The 17,796-nt window shown below is 66.2% G+C and carries 24 protein-coding genes; 6 read left to right on the plus strand and 18 right to left on the minus strand.

Features of this window, described 5'->3' with window-relative positions:
* Positions 1-157: 157 nt before the first annotated feature.
* Positions 158-772 carry a hypothetical protein gene (locus tag OG874_RS31010; RefSeq protein WP_330250625.1) on the plus strand — a complete coding sequence of 205 codons (615 nt, stop codon included), beginning with the start codon at positions 158-160 and terminating at the stop codon, positions 770-772.
* A gap of 287 nt (positions 773-1,059) precedes the next feature.
* Here OG874_RS31010 and OG874_RS31015 read toward each other — a convergent pair whose 3' ends face one another.
* Positions 1,060-1,263: a hypothetical protein gene (locus tag OG874_RS31015; RefSeq protein WP_330250626.1), complete on the minus strand. Its 204-nt coding sequence runs from the start codon at positions 1,261-1,263 to the stop codon at positions 1,060-1,062.
* A gap of 157 nt (positions 1,264-1,420) precedes the next feature.
* Entirely contained in the window at positions 1,421-1,630 is a 210-nt protein-coding gene (locus tag OG874_RS31020; RefSeq protein ID WP_330250627.1) for a BldC family transcriptional regulator, read from the minus strand.
* 183 nt (positions 1,631-1,813) lie between these two features.
* On the opposite strand from OG874_RS31020, the gene OG874_RS31025 reads away from it, so the two are divergent.
* Both OG874_RS31025 and OG874_RS31030 read left to right on the plus strand, forming a co-directional pair.
* Positions 1,814-2,164, plus strand: a complete 351-nt coding sequence (locus OG874_RS31025) for a DUF4229 domain-containing protein (protein ID WP_330250628.1) — start codon at positions 1,814-1,816, stop codon at positions 2,162-2,164.
* A complete protein-coding gene (locus OG874_RS31030; protein ID WP_330250629.1) occupies positions 2,161-3,246 on the plus strand; it encodes a PLP-dependent cysteine synthase family protein in 1,086 nt (361 codons plus the stop codon). Before OG874_RS31025 ends, OG874_RS31030 begins: the two co-directional genes overlap by 4 nt.
* A gap of 28 nt (positions 3,247-3,274) precedes the next feature.
* Here the strand turns inward: OG874_RS31030 and OG874_RS31035 are convergent, their stop codons facing one another.
* Positions 3,275-3,610 (minus strand): TetR/AcrR family transcriptional regulator, encoded by a 336-nt coding sequence (locus OG874_RS31035; RefSeq protein ID WP_330250630.1) that lies wholly within the window; start codon positions 3,608-3,610, stop codon positions 3,275-3,277.
* 86 nt (positions 3,611-3,696) lie between these two features.
* On the opposite strand from OG874_RS31035, the gene OG874_RS31040 reads away from it, so the two are divergent.
* Positions 3,697-4,137, plus strand: coding sequence for a phage tail protein (locus tag OG874_RS31040; RefSeq protein WP_330250631.1), 441 nt, complete (start codon positions 3,697-3,699; stop codon positions 4,135-4,137).
* A 522-nt stretch (positions 4,138-4,659) separates the two neighbouring features.
* On the opposite strand, the gene OG874_RS31045 is transcribed toward OG874_RS31040, so the two are convergent.
* Genes OG874_RS31045 through OG874_RS31055 form a run of 3 tightly spaced genes read right to left on the minus strand, consistent with a single transcriptional unit; the run spans position 4,660 to position 5,278 of the window.
* Entirely contained in the window at positions 4,660-4,848 is a 189-nt protein-coding gene (locus OG874_RS31045) for a hypothetical protein (protein ID WP_330250632.1), read from the minus strand.
* The gene (locus OG874_RS31050) at positions 4,845-5,030 is read right to left on the minus strand and encodes a hypothetical protein (protein WP_330250633.1); all 186 of its coding nucleotides are present in this window, start codon (positions 5,028-5,030) and stop codon (positions 4,845-4,847) included. Before OG874_RS31050 ends, OG874_RS31045 begins: the two co-directional genes overlap by 4 nt.
* A gap of 32 nt (positions 5,031-5,062) precedes the next feature.
* Positions 5,063-5,278: a hypothetical protein gene (locus tag OG874_RS31055; RefSeq protein WP_330250634.1), complete on the minus strand. Its 216-nt coding sequence runs from the start codon at positions 5,276-5,278 to the stop codon at positions 5,063-5,065.
* A 357-nt stretch (positions 5,279-5,635) separates the two neighbouring features.
* On the opposite strand from OG874_RS31055, the gene OG874_RS31060 reads away from it, so the two are divergent.
* Positions 5,636-6,379, plus strand: a complete 744-nt coding sequence (locus OG874_RS31060; RefSeq protein WP_330250635.1) for a tyrosine-type recombinase/integrase — start codon at positions 5,636-5,638, stop codon at positions 6,377-6,379.
* A gap of 25 nt (positions 6,380-6,404) precedes the next feature.
* Here the strand turns inward: OG874_RS31060 and ccsB are convergent, their stop codons facing one another.
* From ccsB to hemL, 7 genes are all read right to left on the minus strand, one after another.
* On the minus strand, positions 6,405-7,370 hold the full coding sequence (ccsB, locus tag OG874_RS31065) for a c-type cytochrome biogenesis protein CcsB (protein WP_330250636.1): 966 nt from the start codon (positions 7,368-7,370) through the stop codon (positions 6,405-6,407).
* 2 nt (positions 7,371-7,372) lie between these two features.
* Positions 7,373-9,010, minus strand: a complete 1,638-nt coding sequence (resB, locus tag OG874_RS31070; RefSeq protein WP_330250637.1) for a cytochrome c biogenesis protein ResB — start codon at positions 9,008-9,010, stop codon at positions 7,373-7,375.
* Positions 9,007-9,846: a cytochrome c biogenesis CcdA family protein gene (locus OG874_RS31075; RefSeq protein WP_330250638.1), complete on the minus strand. Its 840-nt coding sequence runs from the start codon at positions 9,844-9,846 to the stop codon at positions 9,007-9,009. Before OG874_RS31075 ends, resB begins: the two co-directional genes overlap by 4 nt.
* Positions 9,846-10,064, minus strand: coding sequence for a hypothetical protein (locus OG874_RS31080; RefSeq protein ID WP_330250639.1), 219 nt, complete (start codon positions 10,062-10,064; stop codon positions 9,846-9,848). Before OG874_RS31080 ends, OG874_RS31075 begins: the two co-directional genes overlap by 1 nt.
* Before the next feature lie 70 nt (positions 10,065-10,134).
* The gene (locus OG874_RS31085) at positions 10,135-10,758 is read right to left on the minus strand and encodes a TlpA family protein disulfide reductase (RefSeq protein WP_330250640.1); all 624 of its coding nucleotides are present in this window, start codon (positions 10,756-10,758) and stop codon (positions 10,135-10,137) included.
* Positions 10,755-11,381 carry a histidine phosphatase family protein gene (locus OG874_RS31090; protein ID WP_330257494.1) on the minus strand — a complete coding sequence of 209 codons (627 nt, stop codon included), beginning with the start codon at positions 11,379-11,381 and terminating at the stop codon, positions 10,755-10,757. Before OG874_RS31090 ends, OG874_RS31085 begins: the two co-directional genes overlap by 4 nt.
* An 89-nt stretch (positions 11,382-11,470) precedes the next feature.
* Positions 11,471-12,790, minus strand: a complete 1,320-nt coding sequence (hemL, locus tag OG874_RS31095; RefSeq protein WP_442943149.1) for a glutamate-1-semialdehyde 2,1-aminomutase — start codon at positions 12,788-12,790, stop codon at positions 11,471-11,473.
* A gap of 208 nt (positions 12,791-12,998) precedes the next feature.
* Between hemL and OG874_RS31100 the strand changes: the two genes are divergently transcribed.
* The gene (locus tag OG874_RS31100; RefSeq protein ID WP_330250642.1) at positions 12,999-13,376 is read left to right on the plus strand and encodes a hypothetical protein; all 378 of its coding nucleotides are present in this window, start codon (positions 12,999-13,001) and stop codon (positions 13,374-13,376) included.
* Between the two features lie 6 nt (positions 13,377-13,382).
* Here OG874_RS31100 and OG874_RS31105 read toward each other — a convergent pair whose 3' ends face one another.
* The 5 genes from OG874_RS31105 to hemB all read right to left on the minus strand — a co-directional run bounded on the left by OG874_RS31105 (position 13,383) and on the right by hemB (position 17,518).
* Positions 13,383-13,622, minus strand: a complete 240-nt coding sequence (locus OG874_RS31105) for a hypothetical protein (RefSeq protein WP_330250643.1) — start codon at positions 13,620-13,622, stop codon at positions 13,383-13,385.
* Positions 13,623-13,975: 353 nt separating this feature from the next.
* Entirely contained in the window at positions 13,976-14,242 is a 267-nt protein-coding gene (locus OG874_RS31110; protein WP_330250644.1) for a hypothetical protein, read from the minus strand.
* Entirely contained in the window at positions 14,239-14,787 is a 549-nt protein-coding gene (locus tag OG874_RS31115; RefSeq protein WP_330250645.1) for a hypothetical protein, read from the minus strand. The genes OG874_RS31110 and OG874_RS31115 overlap by 4 nt, the downstream gene beginning before the upstream one ends.
* A 332-nt stretch (positions 14,788-15,119) precedes the next feature.
* On the minus strand, positions 15,120-15,530 hold the full coding sequence (locus OG874_RS31120; RefSeq protein ID WP_330250646.1) for a hypothetical protein: 411 nt from the start codon (positions 15,528-15,530) through the stop codon (positions 15,120-15,122).
* A gap of 1,010 nt (positions 15,531-16,540) precedes the next feature.
* A complete protein-coding gene (hemB, locus tag OG874_RS31125) occupies positions 16,541-17,518 on the minus strand; it encodes a porphobilinogen synthase (protein ID WP_330250647.1) in 978 nt (325 codons plus the stop codon).
* Positions 17,519-17,796 lie beyond the last annotated feature (278 nt).

The following is a 17,796-nucleotide window of genomic DNA, read 5'->3' on the forward strand; positions in this document are numbered from 1 at the left end:
ATACCCGTCTGAAACGATCGTGGGTCGAATATGAAGATCACAATTGAATAACGATGAGCGTTTGGGGGTGTGCCAATCATGTTGTGAGGCAACAAGCTACGTGGCGCTAGACGTGTCATCCGGCTACCGGGGTCGGAGCTGTAAAAAGGAAATCTGAATGAAGCTCGGCATGCTCGCCGTCACGTTCTTGTCCATAGCCGCCGTGGGAATCGCGGCGGGAACTGCGCACGCGAAGCCAACGGCGGCCGCCAAAGAGGTGTCGGCGACCGGCGTCGAGCAGGGAATCGGCTACCGCACGGTTATCACCGATACCCCCGACGCCGCCCGGGTGCTCACCACCGCCGTCGACAATGGCAAATTCGAGCTCGTCGACAATGGCACCAAGGTCTCGCTGAAGTCCAAAACCGGCGAGGTCGTCACCGAGATCCCGCTGACCTACGAGGTCTCCGGCACGAAAGTCGCGGTCGACCAGGCGATCACCGATGACGGCCGATCCCTCGCTCTCACACCGAAACTGACCGCCAAGAACATCGGCGAAATGCAGCCTGTCAGCTCCATGGCCCGCCTGAACGCCGAACTCGAGAAGAACGTCGTCGGCTTGGTCGTCGGCGGCATCCTCGGCGGCATCATCGGCGCCGTCGTCGGGATGTTCTTCTTCAGCATCATCACCGGCCCGATCGGCGCGGTCATCGGCGCGATCGCCGGTGGTTACATCATGGGCGGCCAGCCCTTCATGGACGCCATGATGGCGGTGGTCAACGGCGAGCCGTGATCGTTCGAGCTGCCGCAGATCCAGTGATCATCACGCACACTCAGCGATCCCCTCGCACAAGGTAGACCTTGTGCGAGGGGATAATCGCTTATGCACGAGCCGCCGACGCCTACACGTGAGCCGCTGAATCCCTAAGGATTTCGGGCACGCCGTACGTCAGCCTTATCAGAGCAGGCACTTCAGCGGGAACCCGCTCGAAGCGCTATTCGCCCAGCCCTCAGCGACAATCGTCCGAAAGGGACCAGGCACCCACCGGCAACCCTCCGGTGGACTGGAGAAACAATCGCTCAGCGCTCGGTGGAACCGTCGCCATCGCGATGCTGGCGCGAGATGCGCCAGAGGAATTCGGGGTCGTCATCGGGCCCCTTGATGCGCTTGCGCTGTGGTGAACGCGTGGGTGGAGCGCTTGGTCCGGTCTTCTCAGGTCCGAACGCCTTCCAGCACAACACCGCGACTGCCACGACTGCGATGAGTGCCAACAGGTACGTCACGTCGCTCACCTCCTGCTAACGAGGGTAGTCGCGTACGTAGCCTTCGGACACCGCAGACATGAAATTGGCACCTCAGGGCAGGTGCGGGCCCCTAGACAGCAGAGCCGATCCTGCCGAGCGACCGGCAAGCGGTCGCTACGGGACCCGCGGCCGATGATCAGCGTGCGGTCGCCTCGGTAGTCAGCGACCTGAGCAATTGGAGCACTTCGGACTCGCGGAACCGTCGATGCCCACCGGGTGTACGCAGGGACCCGAGGCGCCCGGCGTGGGCCCAGCGGGTGACGGTCTTCGGATCGACGTGGAACATGGCGGCCACTTGGCCAGGAGTCAGCAGGGTGTCCTGGCCGCCGACGGTGATCGCAGTCATAGCAAACCTCTCCGTTCTCGACAGTTCCCTCATCAGATGGCGCCATCGTTGCACTGCGACCCCTAGGTACTCGAACCACCTACAGTTGGTAAAGGGGAAGTAATAGACAAAACGGATACCCGCCTCGACCTCGGCGGTAGGTATCGCCGAGGACGGGCGACAGCTTCGCATAGGCTGGACGACGTGAGTGATGCAACTCCACCGCAGGGTGACCCAGGACAGCAAACCGCTGGCACCGGTGCGCGGCTGGCCCGCAATCTGGCGCTGTACACGCTCGCCAGGCTGGCGCTGGTCGTGGTCATCACCGCCGTGATCGTCGGCGCGGCCCACCTCGTCTCGGTCGATATCCCGCTGGTGGTCGCGGCCCTTTTCGCGTTGCTCATCGCGATGCCACTGTCGCTGACGCTGTTCAAGAAGCTGCGCACCCGGGTCAATGAGGACATCGCGGCCGTCGACGCGAAACGCCGCCAGGACAAGGCGCAGCTGCGCGCCCGGCTGCGCGGTGAGACCGACGGGCCAGGAGCCGGCTCGTGAAGTACTGCGATCGCAGTACCCCGCGCGCGTGGGTCGACAACGCCGTGCGCCTCATCGAGGCCGATACCCAGCGCAGCGCCGACACCCACCTGCTCCGGTATCCGCTGCCCGCCGCCTGGCGCGTCCAGCTGTACCTCAAGGACGAGTCCACCCACATCACCGGCAGTCTCAAGCACCGGCTGGCGCGGTCGCTGTTCCTGTACTCGATCTGCAACGGCTGGGTCACCGAGGGCACCACGGTGGTGGAGGCGTCGTCGGGTTCGACCGCGGTCAGCGAGGCGTACTTCGCCAAACTGCTCGGCTTGAATTTCGTCGCGGTGATGCCGGCGAGCACCTCGCCGCAAAAGATCGAGTTGATCGAAACCCAAGGCGGCCGTTGCCATTTCGTGCAGCGCGCGCCGGATATGTACACCGAGGCGGCGCGGCTGGCGGCCGAATGCGGCGGTCACTTCATGGACCAGTTCACCCACGCCGAGCGCGCCACCGACTGGCGCGGCAACAACAACATCGCCGAATCCATCTTCCAGCAAATGGAATTGGAGGCGCACCCGATCCCGGACTGGATTGTGGTCGGCGCGGGCACCGGCGGCACCAGCGCCACTATCGGCCGCTACATCCGTTACCGCCGCCACCCGTCGAAGCTGGCCGTCGTCGACCCGGAGAACTCGGCGTTCTATGGGGGCTATGAGACCGCCGATGCCGGGTACCAGACCGGAATGCCTTCGCGCATAGAAGGAATCGGCCGCCCGCGAGTCGAGCCGTCCTTCGTCGGCCAGGTGGTGGACCGGATGATCGAGGTCCCCGACGCCGCCTCCATCGCCACCGCGCGCCGCGCCAGCCGCGTAATCGGCCGCCGCATAGGCGGTTCCACCGGCACCAACCTGTGGGGCGCATTCGCCCTCATCGCGGAAATGATCGGCGCCGGCCGCTCCGGCAGCGTGGTGACGCTGCTCTGCGACGGCGGAGACCGTTACGCCGGAACATATTTCGACGACGCATGGGTCGAGGCGCAGGGCATGAACCTCACCGAACCCACCGCGATCCTGGAGAAGTTCGCCGCCACCGGAATCTGGTCGGGCTGAACCTCCTTGTCGCCGTCTCCGTTCGCGTTCATCGCCCCTTGGGATCAAGGAAGCGGACGGTCAGATAGGACACGAACCCGGTCCAGGGGTCGGGCTGGGCCGCCGCCTGCTCAGCGAGCGCGACGAGCGCCTCGAGCCGGTCGATGAACACTGCCTCGATCAGCGCGTCCCGGGTCGGGAACCGGTTGTAGAGCGTGCCGTTACTGACCCCGGCATGCCGGGCGATGCCGGCCGTCGCCACGTCGACCCCGTAGTCGGCGAACATCTCCCGCGCGGCGGCCACCAGCTGTGCCCGGTTGCGCTCGGCGTCGCTACGCAGCCGACGCGGTGCGGGTGTCGAAGATCGCCGATGCAGCGACTTCAACTCCAGCGTTGTCGCAAGCGCCGTATTCTCGAGTGGCAGTGCCTCATGAGAGAGAAACCCATCGGTTACTAATCCAGGAGGTCACAATGGCAATCGGGGACACGATCACCACCGGCACCTTCAGCATCGCAATGGGCAAGTTCACGGTGGAAACGGCGCAGGATGTGTCAGATCTCAAACTCGATCAGGACGTTGTCGAGATCAAGCAGGTCACGTCCTCGGGACAGCCCGTGACTCACAAGCAGCCAGGAGTCGAGCAGAGGGGTGAGGTGACCATTACGCGAGGCCTGGACCGGAGCGCCCAGTTCACCAAGTGGATCGAGAAGACGCGTACCCGCGGCGTGGATTCCGCCACGCCGAACATCACCATCACCGTGATGGACACCCAGCGGAAGCCCGTCCGGCGGATTCGGCTGCACAATGCCTGGGCGAGCAGTTGGGCGGGCCCTTCACTCGAGGCCGGTAAGGGACCAGCGACTGAGCGGGTCACCATCTCCTTCGAGGACGCTGAAATCGAGTCGACCTGAGCGATCAGCGTCTCATCCGCGACGCAGACCCGCTTGTCCGTCAGTCGAAGGGTCTCTGTCGGGTCGAAAGCAACACGGCGAGTCCGCCAACTACGGCGCTGCCGGTTTGGCTGCTCGACGACCACTGACACGTCAATTGTCGGTGGCGGCCACGCTGATCCGGACTGAGGCTGGTGTTCCATCCCCCTTCGGGACAGCGGTCGTGGAAGGCCCCAGCACTGTATGGGGCTGGGGCCAACCACCACTCGGTCACCGAGCAGGACATCGATGCCGAACTGGGAAATCCGACCAATTCCTGAGAATGCGAATTTCCTGGTCAGAGCGCTATTCTGGCACTCAGTTCAGTCCCGCGTACGAGTGCAATCCGCTGATCACGATGTTGATGATGAAAAGCGTTCTCGGCGTTTGCAGTTGACGGCTATCAACGGCCACGCTATCTACCAGCGGGTTTGAGTGATGCGCATGTTGGCCGTGTTGGCGCGGCTCTGACCTGCTGCGTACTTTCTGCGTACCCGCGCCGAGCTACGGCACGAGGAGCAGCTGACCGGCCTTGGACTGGACGATCGAGAAGTGCTTGCGATCCAACGTGGCGACGGCAGTAACCGGGAATCGTTCAGCCACAGCCACGACGGAGGCGTCCACCGTGCCCAGTGGCAGGTCGGCGTATTTGCCGACAAGTTCACAGATGCGGATCAGGTCGGCCGGGGTCATGTCGATGACGTGAATACGCCGTCGGCCACGTCTCGGAGGAACGCCAGTTCGGCATGTGTGCCTCGGCGGCTCTCGAGCAGCAGACAGACTTCGGTGAAGACCGGGGCTGGTACCAGCAGAGGACCGGGTGCGTTCGTCAGCAGTTCCCGGCAGGTGGTGTGGTAGTTGTCGCGGTTGTTCATCAGGGCAACGATCGGCCCTGTGTCGACGACGATCACGCAGTGGTGCCCCTTCGGCCGATCTCGTCGCGGAGGATGTCTTCGGACCGCTCTCCGAAATCGGGCTCAGCGGTGAGCGTCCCTGCGCAGCCGAACTCGCGGCGACCGGCGGCGGGTCGCGCCAGCTGGCGAAGGAACGCCGCCGCCGCGGGCACCTGGTCTTCAGGTACGGCCTCGGCGAGCCGGACGAGTTCCTCGTGAGTACCGCTCATGACCACAGTGTAGTTCCCGGCCCGCAAGACCGGCTTGAGACGTGCCGCGCAGGGCGGGGCCACCGGCCTGCCCTTGCAGAGGAGGGGCTGTGTTTTCCATCCCGCCGCTGAGTCGACACATTGTGGAGCGGGCAGGTACTGGGGTGTCAAACACGCTTTACCGTTTGACACCCCAGTACCTGGCTGCTCGGCTCTGCCTCGGCTCAGTGGCGGGATGGAAAACACTTGGTGAGCACCAACAAACCGCACGACACAAGGGATCTCGACCCTCCCCCCATCCTGTTGCTAGATCCCGCCGGAGGCACTTCCCTTTTCCACAGCGCCGCTTCATGAACTCGCCCGGCGTTAGTAGTCCCCTTGGCATCAAAGCCGCGTTCAGTAGACCGTAGTCGACGCACACGACGCCACGTCCACGACGGTCTACTCGCCCGAAACCCGTGCTCGCGCCGCACCTCGCCACCGGCAGGCAAGCAAAAGGTATACGTCGCGACCACCGAGCAGGTCTGGGCGCTGCACGACGCCATGCCGGAGCATCTACGCGTGGCGATTCTGCTCGGCGCGTTCGTCGGCCTGCGCATCTCCGAGGCGGCCGGCCTTTGGACCGCAGACGTCGACTTCGCCGAAGGTGTGGTGTTTCCGCAACGGCAATGGCCGGATGACCCACTCAAGACCGAAGCCAGCGACACCCCTGTCCCGATCCCCGCCGAGCTGACAGCCATGCTTGCCTCCGCACGGGAACGTCCGGGCAGGCACCTGGTCTGCGACGAACTCGGCAAGCCAGCGTCGCCGTGGGTGATCGGCTGGAACATGCGGGCCGCCAAAGAGCTGGTTCCTGGTCTGCCCAAGGGATTCAGCTTCCAGGACCTCCGGCACTACTACGCGTCGCTGCTGATCAAGCATGGTGCCGACATCAAGACTGTTCAGGCTCGCCTTCGACACGGTAGCGCGGTCACCACGCTGCGGTACTACGCCCATCTGTGGCCCGACGCCGACCAGTCCACCCGCACCGCTGTCGGCGGCGTACTTCAAGCCCGGCTCGAAGCTACTGCGTACTCACTGCGTGCCGAGCCTGAAAGTACCGGTACGGCAGTACCGGAATAATCCGCATTTCCGCAGGTGAAGCCCTCTAGTTCAACCCCGCGTATGAATGCAACCCGCTGATCACGATGTTGATGATGAACAGGTTGAAGAGCATCGCTACGAAACCGGCGATATTGATGTAGGCGGCTTTCGTGTCGCGCCAACCCGAGGTGGCGCGGGCGTGGAGATACGCCGCGTACAGAACCCAGGCGATGAAGGAGCAGGTTTCCTTCGGGTCCCAGCCCCAGAAGCGGCCCCAGGCGGCTTCGGCCCAGATGGCGCCGAGGATGACACCGGCACCGAACAACGGGAAGCCGATGATGGTGGTTTTGTAGGCCAGGCGGTCGAGGGTGCGGGCGTCGGGGAGACGGCGGGCGATGGTGCCGAGGATGTTGTTGGATTCGGCGCCTTCGGGCTGGCGCAGGCGGTAGAGGAACAGCAGGCTGGCGATGCCGGAGACGAGGAAGACGCCGCTGCCGATGCTGACGATGGTGACGTGGATGGGCAGCCAGAACGACTTCAGCGCTGGCACAACGGGTGCCGCGTCGGCGTAGAGCAGGGTGCCCGCCAGGAACAGCAGGATCAGGATCGGGACGAGCAGGAACACCCACATCGAGCGGTAGCGCTGTTCACGCAGGAACACCATGCCGACGAAGGCGGCCGCGGCGGTCGCCATGGTGACGAACTCGTACATGTTGCCGAGCGGGAAGCGGTGGGTCGCGAAGCCGCGCAACACGATCGAGCTCACATGCAGCGCGATGGCGACGAACAGCACCGAGAAGGCCATATTGCCCGCGCGCTCCGAAAGCGGCTTGGCTTGCGGCGTCTCGACCCGGCCCGGCACCGCGGGACCAGCGCCGCCGCCCGCGGTCACCAATTCGCGCGCGACGACCTTCTGGGTCCGCGTTGCCGCGTACTGCACGATCAGCAGCACCAGCACCAGCGCGTACACGACGATCGCCGACTTGAAGGCGAGATCGCTGTAATGGGCGATGTTCTCGTCGATCGGCATGGTCACTCTCCCGTGGCGGATTGGTCATCGAGCAGGCGCTTGCGCAGGCGATCGAATTCGCCGCCCCAGCCCGCCTGATCGGTTCTGGCGAGCCCGCCCATCTCTACTACGGTGCGTCGTTGGTCAACGGTACCGGCTTCGCTATCGGCCGGGTAGACGCGGATCCAGATACGCCGCCGCTTCACCAGCAGCGACACCAGCAACCCGGCCATCATCGCCAGCGCGCTCACCAGCACCCACTGCTGCGCCGGATCGTGCGACACCTGCAGATTCACGAATTCCTGCGCGCCGTCGAAGGTGACCTTGGTGCCGTTGGGCAGCGTGCTCGACTCACCGGGACGCAGGTTGACCCGCGCCTCCTTGGTCAGTCGACCCTGCTTGACCTGCTCCGGATCCAGCGCGAACAGCGATTGCGGTTTACCGGTATCGAGTCCGGTGTCGCCCCGGTAGATGTCCACCGCGACGGCCGGATCATTCAGCTTCGGGAACGACGAGGTCAGCAGGTTCCCGTGCAGTAGCGCGGTCGGCGCGAACAGACCCTCGATGGCGATCTGGTTCTTGCGGCGCTCCTCATCGGTCGCGTACATGCCGCCGGGCGGATCGATCCGCAGCACACCGCTGGACAAGAAGGTCTGCGCGTTGTCGGGCCGCCACTGGACGGTCTCGGTCCGGGTCTGCCCGTTCGGGAAGGTGACCGTGAAGGTCGGCGCGAAACCATGGCCCTGCAGGTACAGCCGATCCCCCGCGACGCGCAGCGGATGGTTCACCTGGATCCGCGCGTCACGCCAGGTGTTGTTCTGCAGATCGGATCCGGCCTGGTATTCGATATTCGAGGTGAACATCTCGGCCTGGCCGTTCGTCAGGTAGTCGGCCTTGAAGTCCTTGACCCGCACGCACAGCGGCGCCATGCCGGTGCCGTCGTTGATATTGCCCGCCTTGAACGAGTCGAAGACCGCGGGCGAGGTGGTGCAGAAGCCGGGACCGTTGTCCGCGATAACGATCACGCTGCCCTCGTAGCCGAACAACTTGCCGACCGCGATGGCGACGAGCAGCCCGACCAGAGCGAGGTGGAACACCAGGTTGCCGAGTTCGCGGGTGTAGCCCTTCTCCGCGGAGAGGGTGAGCTCACCATCGCGCGTGCCGTCGCGCACCTCGGTGCGCCAACCACGCAGCTCACCGCGCGCATGCTCGAGTACCTTGTCCGGCGCGCCGGCCACGGTCTCGGAGTAGTGATGCGGCAGCCGAGTCAGGTTGCGCGGCACCCGAACCGGCGGCGTGCGCAGCGCGCGATAGTGATCGAAGCAGCGCGGCAGAATGCAGCCGACGAGCGAAATGAACAGCAGCGCATAGATCGCCGTGAACCAGAAACTGGAGAACACGTCGAACAACTCGAACCGGTCCATCCACGGACCGAGCGTCGGGCGGTCGGCGATGTACTGGGCGACCTTGCCCTCGTTGAGATTTCGCTGCGGCAGCAGCGCACCCGGAATCGCGGCCAGCGCCAGCAGGAACAGCAATACCAGCGCGGTGCGCATACTGGTGAGCCCGCGCCAGGCATTGCGCACGAACGCCCATACCCGCCCGAGTGGGGACTGCTTCGGCTGCGTCACCGGTGCCTCGGGTCTGTCGATCACGGTCATATCGGCAATGTCACCTCGGAAACGAACGCGTCCCGCACCCAGGCGACGAACTGATCCCACGCCCCGGTGACCAGCGCGATGCCGACCGCGACGAGCAGCATGCCCCCGATGATCTGAATGGTGCGGGAATTGCGCCGCAGCCAGCCGACCCCGCGCAGCGCACTCGCCGAGCCGAAGGCCAGGATCACGAACGGCAGGCCAAGGCCGAGGCAATAGGCGACGATCAGCGCGACGCCGCGCACCGCCGTGGTGCCATCGGTGCCCGCGGAGACCGCCATCACCCCGGATAGCGTCGGCCCGAGACACGGCGTCCAGCCGAGCGCGAAAACCGCGCCGAGCAGCGGTGCGCCCGCGATGCTGGTGAGCCTGCGCGGCTCCATCCGGGTATCGCGCTGCAATGCCGGAACCAAACCGATGAACACCAGGCCCATCACGATGGTGACCACACCGCCGACACGTTGCAGCAGTTCACGATTCACGTTCAAGGTCTGGATAACGCCGAAAACCGTTGCGGTGGCGAGCACGAACACCACCGTGAATCCGGCGACGAACAAACCGGCCGCACCGGCCACCCGCATCCGGCCCGCACGTGCCGCAGCCCGCTCCGTCACCGAACCCGCTCGGCCGCCAATGCCTTTGGCATGCGCGGCGGTCGCGGGCGGCGCCTCGGCGCCGACCAGTCCGGCGAGGTAGGACAGGTAACCCGGCACCAGCGGCACGACACACGGCGAGGCGAACGAGACCAATCCGGCCAGTACGCACGCGCCGAGCGCCAACAACAGCGGCCCGGTGGCCGCCGTCTGCTGGAACGAATCACCCACTGCGGCAAGCACCATCAGTCGGTCTCCACCGGTGGCCGATCGTCGGCGGGTACCCGCTCGGGCACCGGCGCGGCTTCGGGGGCGAAGTCCATCATGGAATCGGCCGCGGCGCTGCGCGGTACGGCGGAAACGCCCACCCAGCGGTCATCGACGGTCCAGACGCCGCGAACGAGACGAGCGGCCTGCCGCGGGCGACAGGCACGGGGGCTACGAGTACGGCGATCGCGATTCACGATTGCACCTTCCTACCGCTCACTGTTGAGCGGGACGTAATTACGGCATGGGCCGAACAACAGCACGCGGTCACTGCGAACCTTCCGCGGCAATGCGTTCGACGACTGATTGGAGGTCTTCCGCCAAGAGCGAACGGAGGAAGACAGCGGCGACCCGATGTTGCCGATCCAGCACGAGCGTGGTGGGAATGACACTGGTCGGGAAGTTGCCGCCGAGCGCGAGCAGGGTGCGCATGGACGGGTCGTAGATGGACGGATAACCGACCTTGTTGTCGACGACGAAGTCCTGCGCCTTGTCCTGCTGAAAATCACGGACATTGATGCCGAGAAAGACGACGCCCCTGTCCTTGGTTGCCTCGTAGACCTTTTCGAGCGCGGGCGCCTCGGCACGGCACGGCCCGCACCACTGCCCCCACAGATTGATGACGACCACCTTGTCGGTGAAGTCGGCGACCGAAGTGGTCTTACCCGCGGTCATCAGATCCGTCCCGGCGAGTGTGCCGATGGTGCCGCGTGCCGCGGGCGGATCGTAGAAAATATCGGTTTTGCCACCGGGCGAGACGAATTCGAAGGTCCCGCCGGAGGCCACCGCATCCGTCCCGGTCGCACAACCCGCGAGCGTGGCTACCAGAGCCACGCACGCGAGCAGGACCGGCGCAAAGCGCCGGGCCAACGGCCGGGACGAAGATTTCATGCGCCGTGCACCGTGGGATCCGAACCGCCCGCGGGCTCGGAGTAGACGATGTCGACGAGGGTGTCGCCCTGGTAGACCAGCGAGGTCAGCGAGGCGAGTGAGCACTGGCGGTGGCGCGGATCGTGCCAGAGCCGCTGGCCCTGCAGGAAGCGCCGCAGCGTCCAGACCGGCAGCTGATGCGAAACCAGCACCGCCTCGTGTCCGGCCGCCTCGACCCGCGCCTTGTTCACCGCGGCCAGCATGCGGTGCGCGATCTGCAGGTACGGCTCGCCCCAGGACGGGGTGAACGGATCGCGCAGCTTCCACCAGTGCCTCGGCTTGCGCAGCGCACCGTCACCGACCGAAACCCGCAGGCCCTCGAAGGTATTGCCCGCCTCGATCAGGTTTTCGTCGGTGCGCACGATCAGGCCGTGCTGGCCTGCGATCGGTTCGGCGGTCTCCTGTGCGCGCTGCAGTGGCGAGGCGATCACCAGCGCGATGTCGTGGTCGGCCAGCGACCGCGCCACCGCACCGGCCTGTGCTCGCCCGGTCACCGACAGGCTGAACCCGGGCAGGCGCCCGTAGAGAATGCCCTTCGGGTTGTGCACCTCGCCATGGCGCAACACATGCACGATGGTCTCGATGGTGTCGTCCTCGACGGCGGGCGTCGCGGCGCTCGGCGCGGTGGCGGCATCTGGTAGTTCGCGCTTATCTGAATCTGGCTGGTCGGAACTCACGCGCGGGATCCTTCGGGGGTGGCGGCCGCGGCCGCGTATGCGGCGGCGGGCAGGGCGGCGGCGATACGGTCGAACGCGTCCTCGTCGAGTGCCGCGGAGACGAACCAGGCCTCGAACGCGCTGGGCGGCGCGTACACGCCGCCGTCGAGCAGTGCGTGGAAGAAAGCGGGAAAACGCCAGGTCTGGCTGGCTTTGGCGGCGGCGTAGTCGGTGACCGGACGGTCGGCGAAGAACACGCTCACCATATTGCCCGCGAACTGAACCTGATGCTCGACCCCTGCCGCGGTGAGGCTCTCGGTGAACAAGCCGCCGAGCCGCTGGGCATTGCGATCGAGTGCGGCGTACACCGCGTCATCGGCCGCGCGCAGCGAGGCGAGGCCAGCAGCGACGGCGACCGGGTTCCCGGACAGGGTGCCCGCCTGATACACCGGCCCAAGGGGGGCAAGGTGATTCATGATCTCGGCGCGCCCGCCGAACGCGGCCGCGGGCAGTCCACCACTCATCACCTTGCCGAAGGTGTAGAGATCACCGGCGACCCCGTCGAGACCGAACCAGCCCGACCGGCTGACCCGGAACCCGGTCATCACCTCGTCCATGATCAGCAGCGCGCCGTGTTCGGCGGTCAGCTTGCGCAGACCCTCGTTGAAACCGGGCAGCGGCGCGACCGCGCCCATATTGCCCGCGGCCGCCTCGGTGATCACGCAGGCGATCGCATCGGGATTCGCGGCGAAGGCGGCGGCAACGGCGTCGATGTCGTTGTACGGCAGCACGATGGTGTCGCCCGCCTGCGCACCGGTGACGCCGGGCGAGGTCGGCAGGCCGAGTGTGGCGACACCGGATCCGGCATCGGCGAGCAGGGCGTCCACATGACCGTGGTAGCAACCCGAGAACTTGATGATCTTGGCGCGGCCGGTGTAGCCGCGGGCCAGCCGGACCGCACTCATGGTGGCCTCGGTGCCGGAGTTCACCAGCCGGACCCGGTCTACCGGCGCCATCCGTTCGACGATGAGTTCGGCAAGTTCGATCTCGGCCTCGGTCGGCGCACCGAAGGACAGTCCGCTGACCGCCGCGCGCCGCACCGCCTCGACCACCGCTGGATGCGCGTGCCCGAGGATCATCGGCCCCCAGGAGCACACCAGGTCGACGTACTCGTTGCCGTCGACATCGGTGAGCGTGCAGCCCTTGGCCGATGCGATGAATCGCGGTGTGCCGCCGACGGACTTGAATGCCCGCACCGGCGAGTTGACACCACCCGGAATCACCGAAGCAGCCCGGTCGAAGAGCTGAGCCGAGACCGGCACCGATGCACTGGTCACGCGCGGAGAAGAACTCACGACGTCCAGTGTCTCAGCCCGATCCGAAGGAGTCGACGACAGGGTGTAGTGGAGTGATGCAGACCGCAGCTCCGCCGGGCGGACTCGCGCAACACGCCGATCATGGTTCGGGGCGATATCGGTCGCCGAACCATGGCCGATGCGTAATCTCGTGGCGTCGTCGCACCACCTACTCCGTCGAGAGGACCCCATGCGGTTTGCCGTCACCAGTGCCGCGATCTTTGCCGCGCTCGCAGCCACCGCCGTCGGCGCCGGGTCCGCCGCCGCCGCGGATCCGATCGCCCAGCCCGACCGCATCGGGCTGCATTTGAATCACGCGGAGACCGCGGCCCTCGGCGACGGACCGGTGCCCGCGTTGTTCTCCATGGTGGTGCCGCTGAACCGGATCGGCGCCGGACTCAAGGGCGACACCGAGATCTACCGCGACGAAGACGGCGGCGTGCACGCGTCATTGCGGCAGGTGATCATGGAGGCGGCCGGCCATCCGGACGGCACCGTGATCCTGTACGTCAACGCGCCGGGCACTCGCGACGGCCGCGCCCTGGATATCTACCAGAACTGGAACTGATCCGGCTCAGGTGTACATGCACGGCACCGAGGCCGAGATGGTGTGCAGCTGGCACATGAAGTTGTTGTAGACGCCCGCCGAGCCCGAATCGGGCACGAAGATCGGGGCGGGCTGGGCCGCGGGCTGCGCGACCTCGGTCTGCGTGGCGGGCTCCAACGGCAATCCCGGTGCGGCCACGGCGGGTCCCGCACCGATCGCGGCCGCCACGGCAACCGCCGCGCACACTTTCCCGGCAAAACGAATCACAAGTATTTCTCCCAGTCGACGCAATGCTGATTTACCGGCCGAAAGCATAACGGCCACAACAGTTTTCACCGAATGCCGACCGATGCACCCAGTGGCGCGGCACTTGCACGGTAGCCCAGACGCGGCACATGCGCCAGACGTCTCGGATCAATTCCCGAGATGGCGAGCAGTGCTCCGGCTAGGCGGTGGTGCCCACACAGAACCTGGCGAAGCCGGTAGTCAGCAGACAGGCCAACAGTGCGGGCAGCAGGTTCAGCGGCGAGAACGAAGGGAATATCGGCGTCACGGCTGCGATCTTCCCGCGAAGATGGCGATCGAACAGCTACGGCGACGACGATCGCCGATGCTTGTCCTCAGTGCGACCGCACGGCGCGCACCGTCCGCGCGACGGCGTCGATGGCGAGCGCCCCGGCCACCACGACCAGAAAAGCGGCCAGGACCAGCCATGGCGCACTGTAGCGAGTGGCATCGAAGCCGGGTACATCGCCGGCCGGCGCGAAGGTGGTCGTGATCAAGCCGTTGCGCCAGCTCACCACCGCGAAGACCGCGCAGGCCAGCGCGAGCGTCAACTCGACCAGCGCGGGCAGCATCCGGTCACCGAGCACAACCCATCGCGTCAACGATCCGCTCCATTCTCACTGTGTCGATCTTCGGTTTCCTCGGCGCTCGGTGGGGCCTCGTCGGAGACGACAGCACCGCCCACCGCCGTGGTGAGCGCGGCTCGAAGTCCGCGGTGATCCTTCGCCCACGCCTGCACCAGTTCACCGTCGACCAGCCGCAGCCCGATGCCCTTGCGCCGTCGCGGCACCCCGCTCAACTCACCGAGCGAACGCGCCGACTCCCAGTCCTCGTCGTCCCAGGATTCCTCGTCCCGCTCGGGCAGCACCGCATCGATCAGCGCCAGCGCCAGCGTCTCGGTGCCGTCGCGCAGCGCGGTATCGGTCAACTCGACGCTCACATGCCGCTGCCCCGCAATCACCTGCAGCACAACGAAACCCGCGATCAGCGCGGCACAGAAAACCAGCGCGAACCAATGCACATCGGCAGAGGTCAGCATTTCGAGAATCAAAACAATCAGACACAGCAGCGGCCCGTAGGCCACTGAACGCCACCGCGCGCCCGGTTCGGCGAACAAGATGGTCGTGCCATCCCCCGCATCCGTCACATCATGCTCCCGGTCCCGCCCAGCACGGCGACGGAGATCGACATCCGGCTCCTGATCAGCCGACCGCGCCGGGCAGTATCAGCAGCGCGACGGTAATCAAGCCGAAGAGGATCAGCAGGCTCAGCACGAGCAGATCTCGTCGAATGCTCTGCGGCTGTTGGATTACCACTCGCATCGATGCCTCCGATCTTCGGGAGCCATCTAGTCGACGTACTTACGAGGCGTAAGACAACGTGTAACAAATGACTATCGGTTCCCAGGTCCACTGTGACAACCCTCACGATACATGTCGGCCTTACGCCGACAAACTCGCGGGTCGCCGCACCACTCGTTCACCTGCGGTTCATCTGGAAGTACGCGGTCGAATCCGGGCGGTGACTCAGATACACCGCACCCGCCGCGAGCACGCCCTGCACGATCGCGGCGGCACCGGCCACCAGCGAGGCCGCGCCGGTCACCGACTCCAGCGCGAACAGCGTGCCGACCGCGATGAGCACCAGCCAGACGCCGATAGCGGTCAACAACGTCCGCGCCCACAACTTTCCGCGCACGAGCTGGTACACGACGAGCAATGCCAGCGCGGCCAGCGCCAAACCGATCACCACACCGACCACGAATGCCAGCGAAACCATCAGCTCCGCGGTCGCCATCGTGATATTCGGATCGCTCTCGTGCGCCTGGTCATACATCTTCTGCGCGAGATCATGACGCTGCTGCACCGCCGCCACGATCGACGCGATCATCTGCACAACGCCGAACCCGATAACACCCCACCACAATTGACGCGCGGTCCGAATGTCCTCCGGGGGCTCGGGCCGCGGCGGTAGGCCGACCACTGGTCCACCCGGATACGGCCCAGGGGGATATGGCCCGACGGGGTATGGCCCCGGCGGATAAGCCCCGGGCGGATTCGCTCCCGGAGACAGCGGCCCAGGCGAATACGCTCCACCCCCGGCGGAACTCGGTTCCGGCGACAGCGGCCCAGGCGGATACACTCCACCCCCGGCGGAACTCGGTTCCGGCGACAGCGGCCCAGGCGGATACACTCCACCCCCGGCGGAACTCGGTTCCGGCGACAGCGGCCCAGGCGGATACACTCCACCCCCGGCGGAACTCGGTTCCGGCGACAGCGGCCCAGGCGGATACACTCCGGCCCCGGCGGGATTCGGTTCCGGTGGATATGCGCCGGACGCGTCCGACCCAGCCGACGCAGAGCTCGGCGATCCTGGCACCGCCAAGTCCTGCTGGGAGTGCTCAGTCCCCGCCGAATCCCGGCTCGACGACTCAGGCCCCGCTGAATCCCGGCTCGACGATCCTGGCCCCACCGAATCCAGGCGGGAGGGCTCATACCCCACCGAATCCCGGCTCGACGACTCAGGCCCCACCGAATCCGGTCCCACCGAATCCCGGCTCAGCGATCCTGGCCCCGCCGAATCCAGGCGGGAGGGCTCATGCCCTGCCGAATCCGGTCCCACCGAATCCCGGCTCAGCGATCCTGGCCCCACCGAATCCAGGCGGGAGGGCTCATGCCCCACCGAATCACGGCTCGACGACTCAGGCCCCACCGAATCCGGTTCCGTCGAATCCCGGCTCGGCGACTCGGGGCTCGGCGACTCAGGCCCCACCGAATCCGGTTCCGTCGAATCCCGGCTCGGCGACTCGGGGCTGGGTGACTCAGGGCTGGGTGACTCAGGGCTGGGTGACTCAGGGCTCACCGCATCCGCGTCGGACGGCTCCGGTCTGGACGGATTCGTCACGACAGCCAGTGCGCGGCCTCGGTCGCCCAGTAGGTGAGCACGATGTCCGCGCCCGCCCGGCGGATACCGATCAGCGATTCGAGGATGGCGCCGCGGCGGTCGATCCAGCCGCGCTCGGCGGCGGCGGTGATCATCGCGTACTCGCCCGAGATCTGGTACGCGGCCACCGGGACCGTCGAACGGTCGGCGACATCGCGCAGGATGTCCAGGTACGACATCGCGGGCTTCACCATCACGATATCCGCGCCCTCGGCCAGATCCAGCTCCAACTCCCGGATCGCCTCGCGGCGGTTCGCCGGATCCTGCTGGTAGCTGCGCCGGTCACCTTCGAGCGAGGAGGCGACCGCCTCGCGGAACGGGCCGTAGAACGCCGACGCATACTTCGCGGCATAGGCCAGGATGCCGGTATCGGTGCGCCCGACCGCATCCAGACCGCGCCGGATCGCGCCGACCTGGCCATCCATCATGCCGCTGGTGCCGAGCAGATCCGCACCGGAGGCGGCCTGTGCGAGCGCCATCTCGACGTAACGGTGCAGGGTGGCGTCATTGTCGACGGCCCCGTCCGCGGCGAGTACGCCGCAGTGCCCGTGATCGGTGAATTCGTCCAAACAGGTGTCGGCCATGATCACCGTCGAATCGCCGACCTCATCGGCGAGCGCGCGCAGGCCCCGGTTGAGAATGCCGTCGGGATCGCTGGCCTTGCTACCGGTGGCGTCCTTGTCCTCGGGCAGCGGCACCCCGAACAGCATGAGCCCGCCGACACCGGCCGCGACCGCCTCCACCGCGGCTTTGCGCAGCGAATCCATCGAGTGTTGTCGCACCCCCGGCATGGAGCCGATCTCCCTCGGCTCCTCCAGCCCGTCGGCGACGAACATCGGCAGCACCAATTGCCGTGGCTGGAGCGTTGTTTCGGCCACCAGGCGGCGCAGAGCAGGAGTACGGCGCAACCGCCGCGGGCGGTCCAATCCGGTCATATTCGCATGATATGCCCGGTCCGGAAGGCCGTCGCACCCGGCATTGGCGGCGGCGGATCAGCCGAGGTCCGCGCGCCGTATCGGTGCCCGGCGCGACCGCGCGAGCGCTGGGCTTTCGCGAGCGCTGGGCTTTCGCGAGAACTGGGCTTTCGCGAGAACTGGGCGTTAAGGATGCCTCGAGGATTCGATAAGGCCGTTAGCGGATACTGCGGGCCACGCGGCGGGGTGGCCGCACTGGAATCAGGTGGGGGCGCGGCGGGCGGATGATGGTGTCCAGT

The organism is Nocardia sp. NBC_00565 (assembly GCF_036345915.1).
In the GTDB taxonomy this organism is placed as follows: domain Bacteria; phylum Actinomycetota; class Actinomycetes; order Mycobacteriales; family Mycobacteriaceae; genus Nocardia.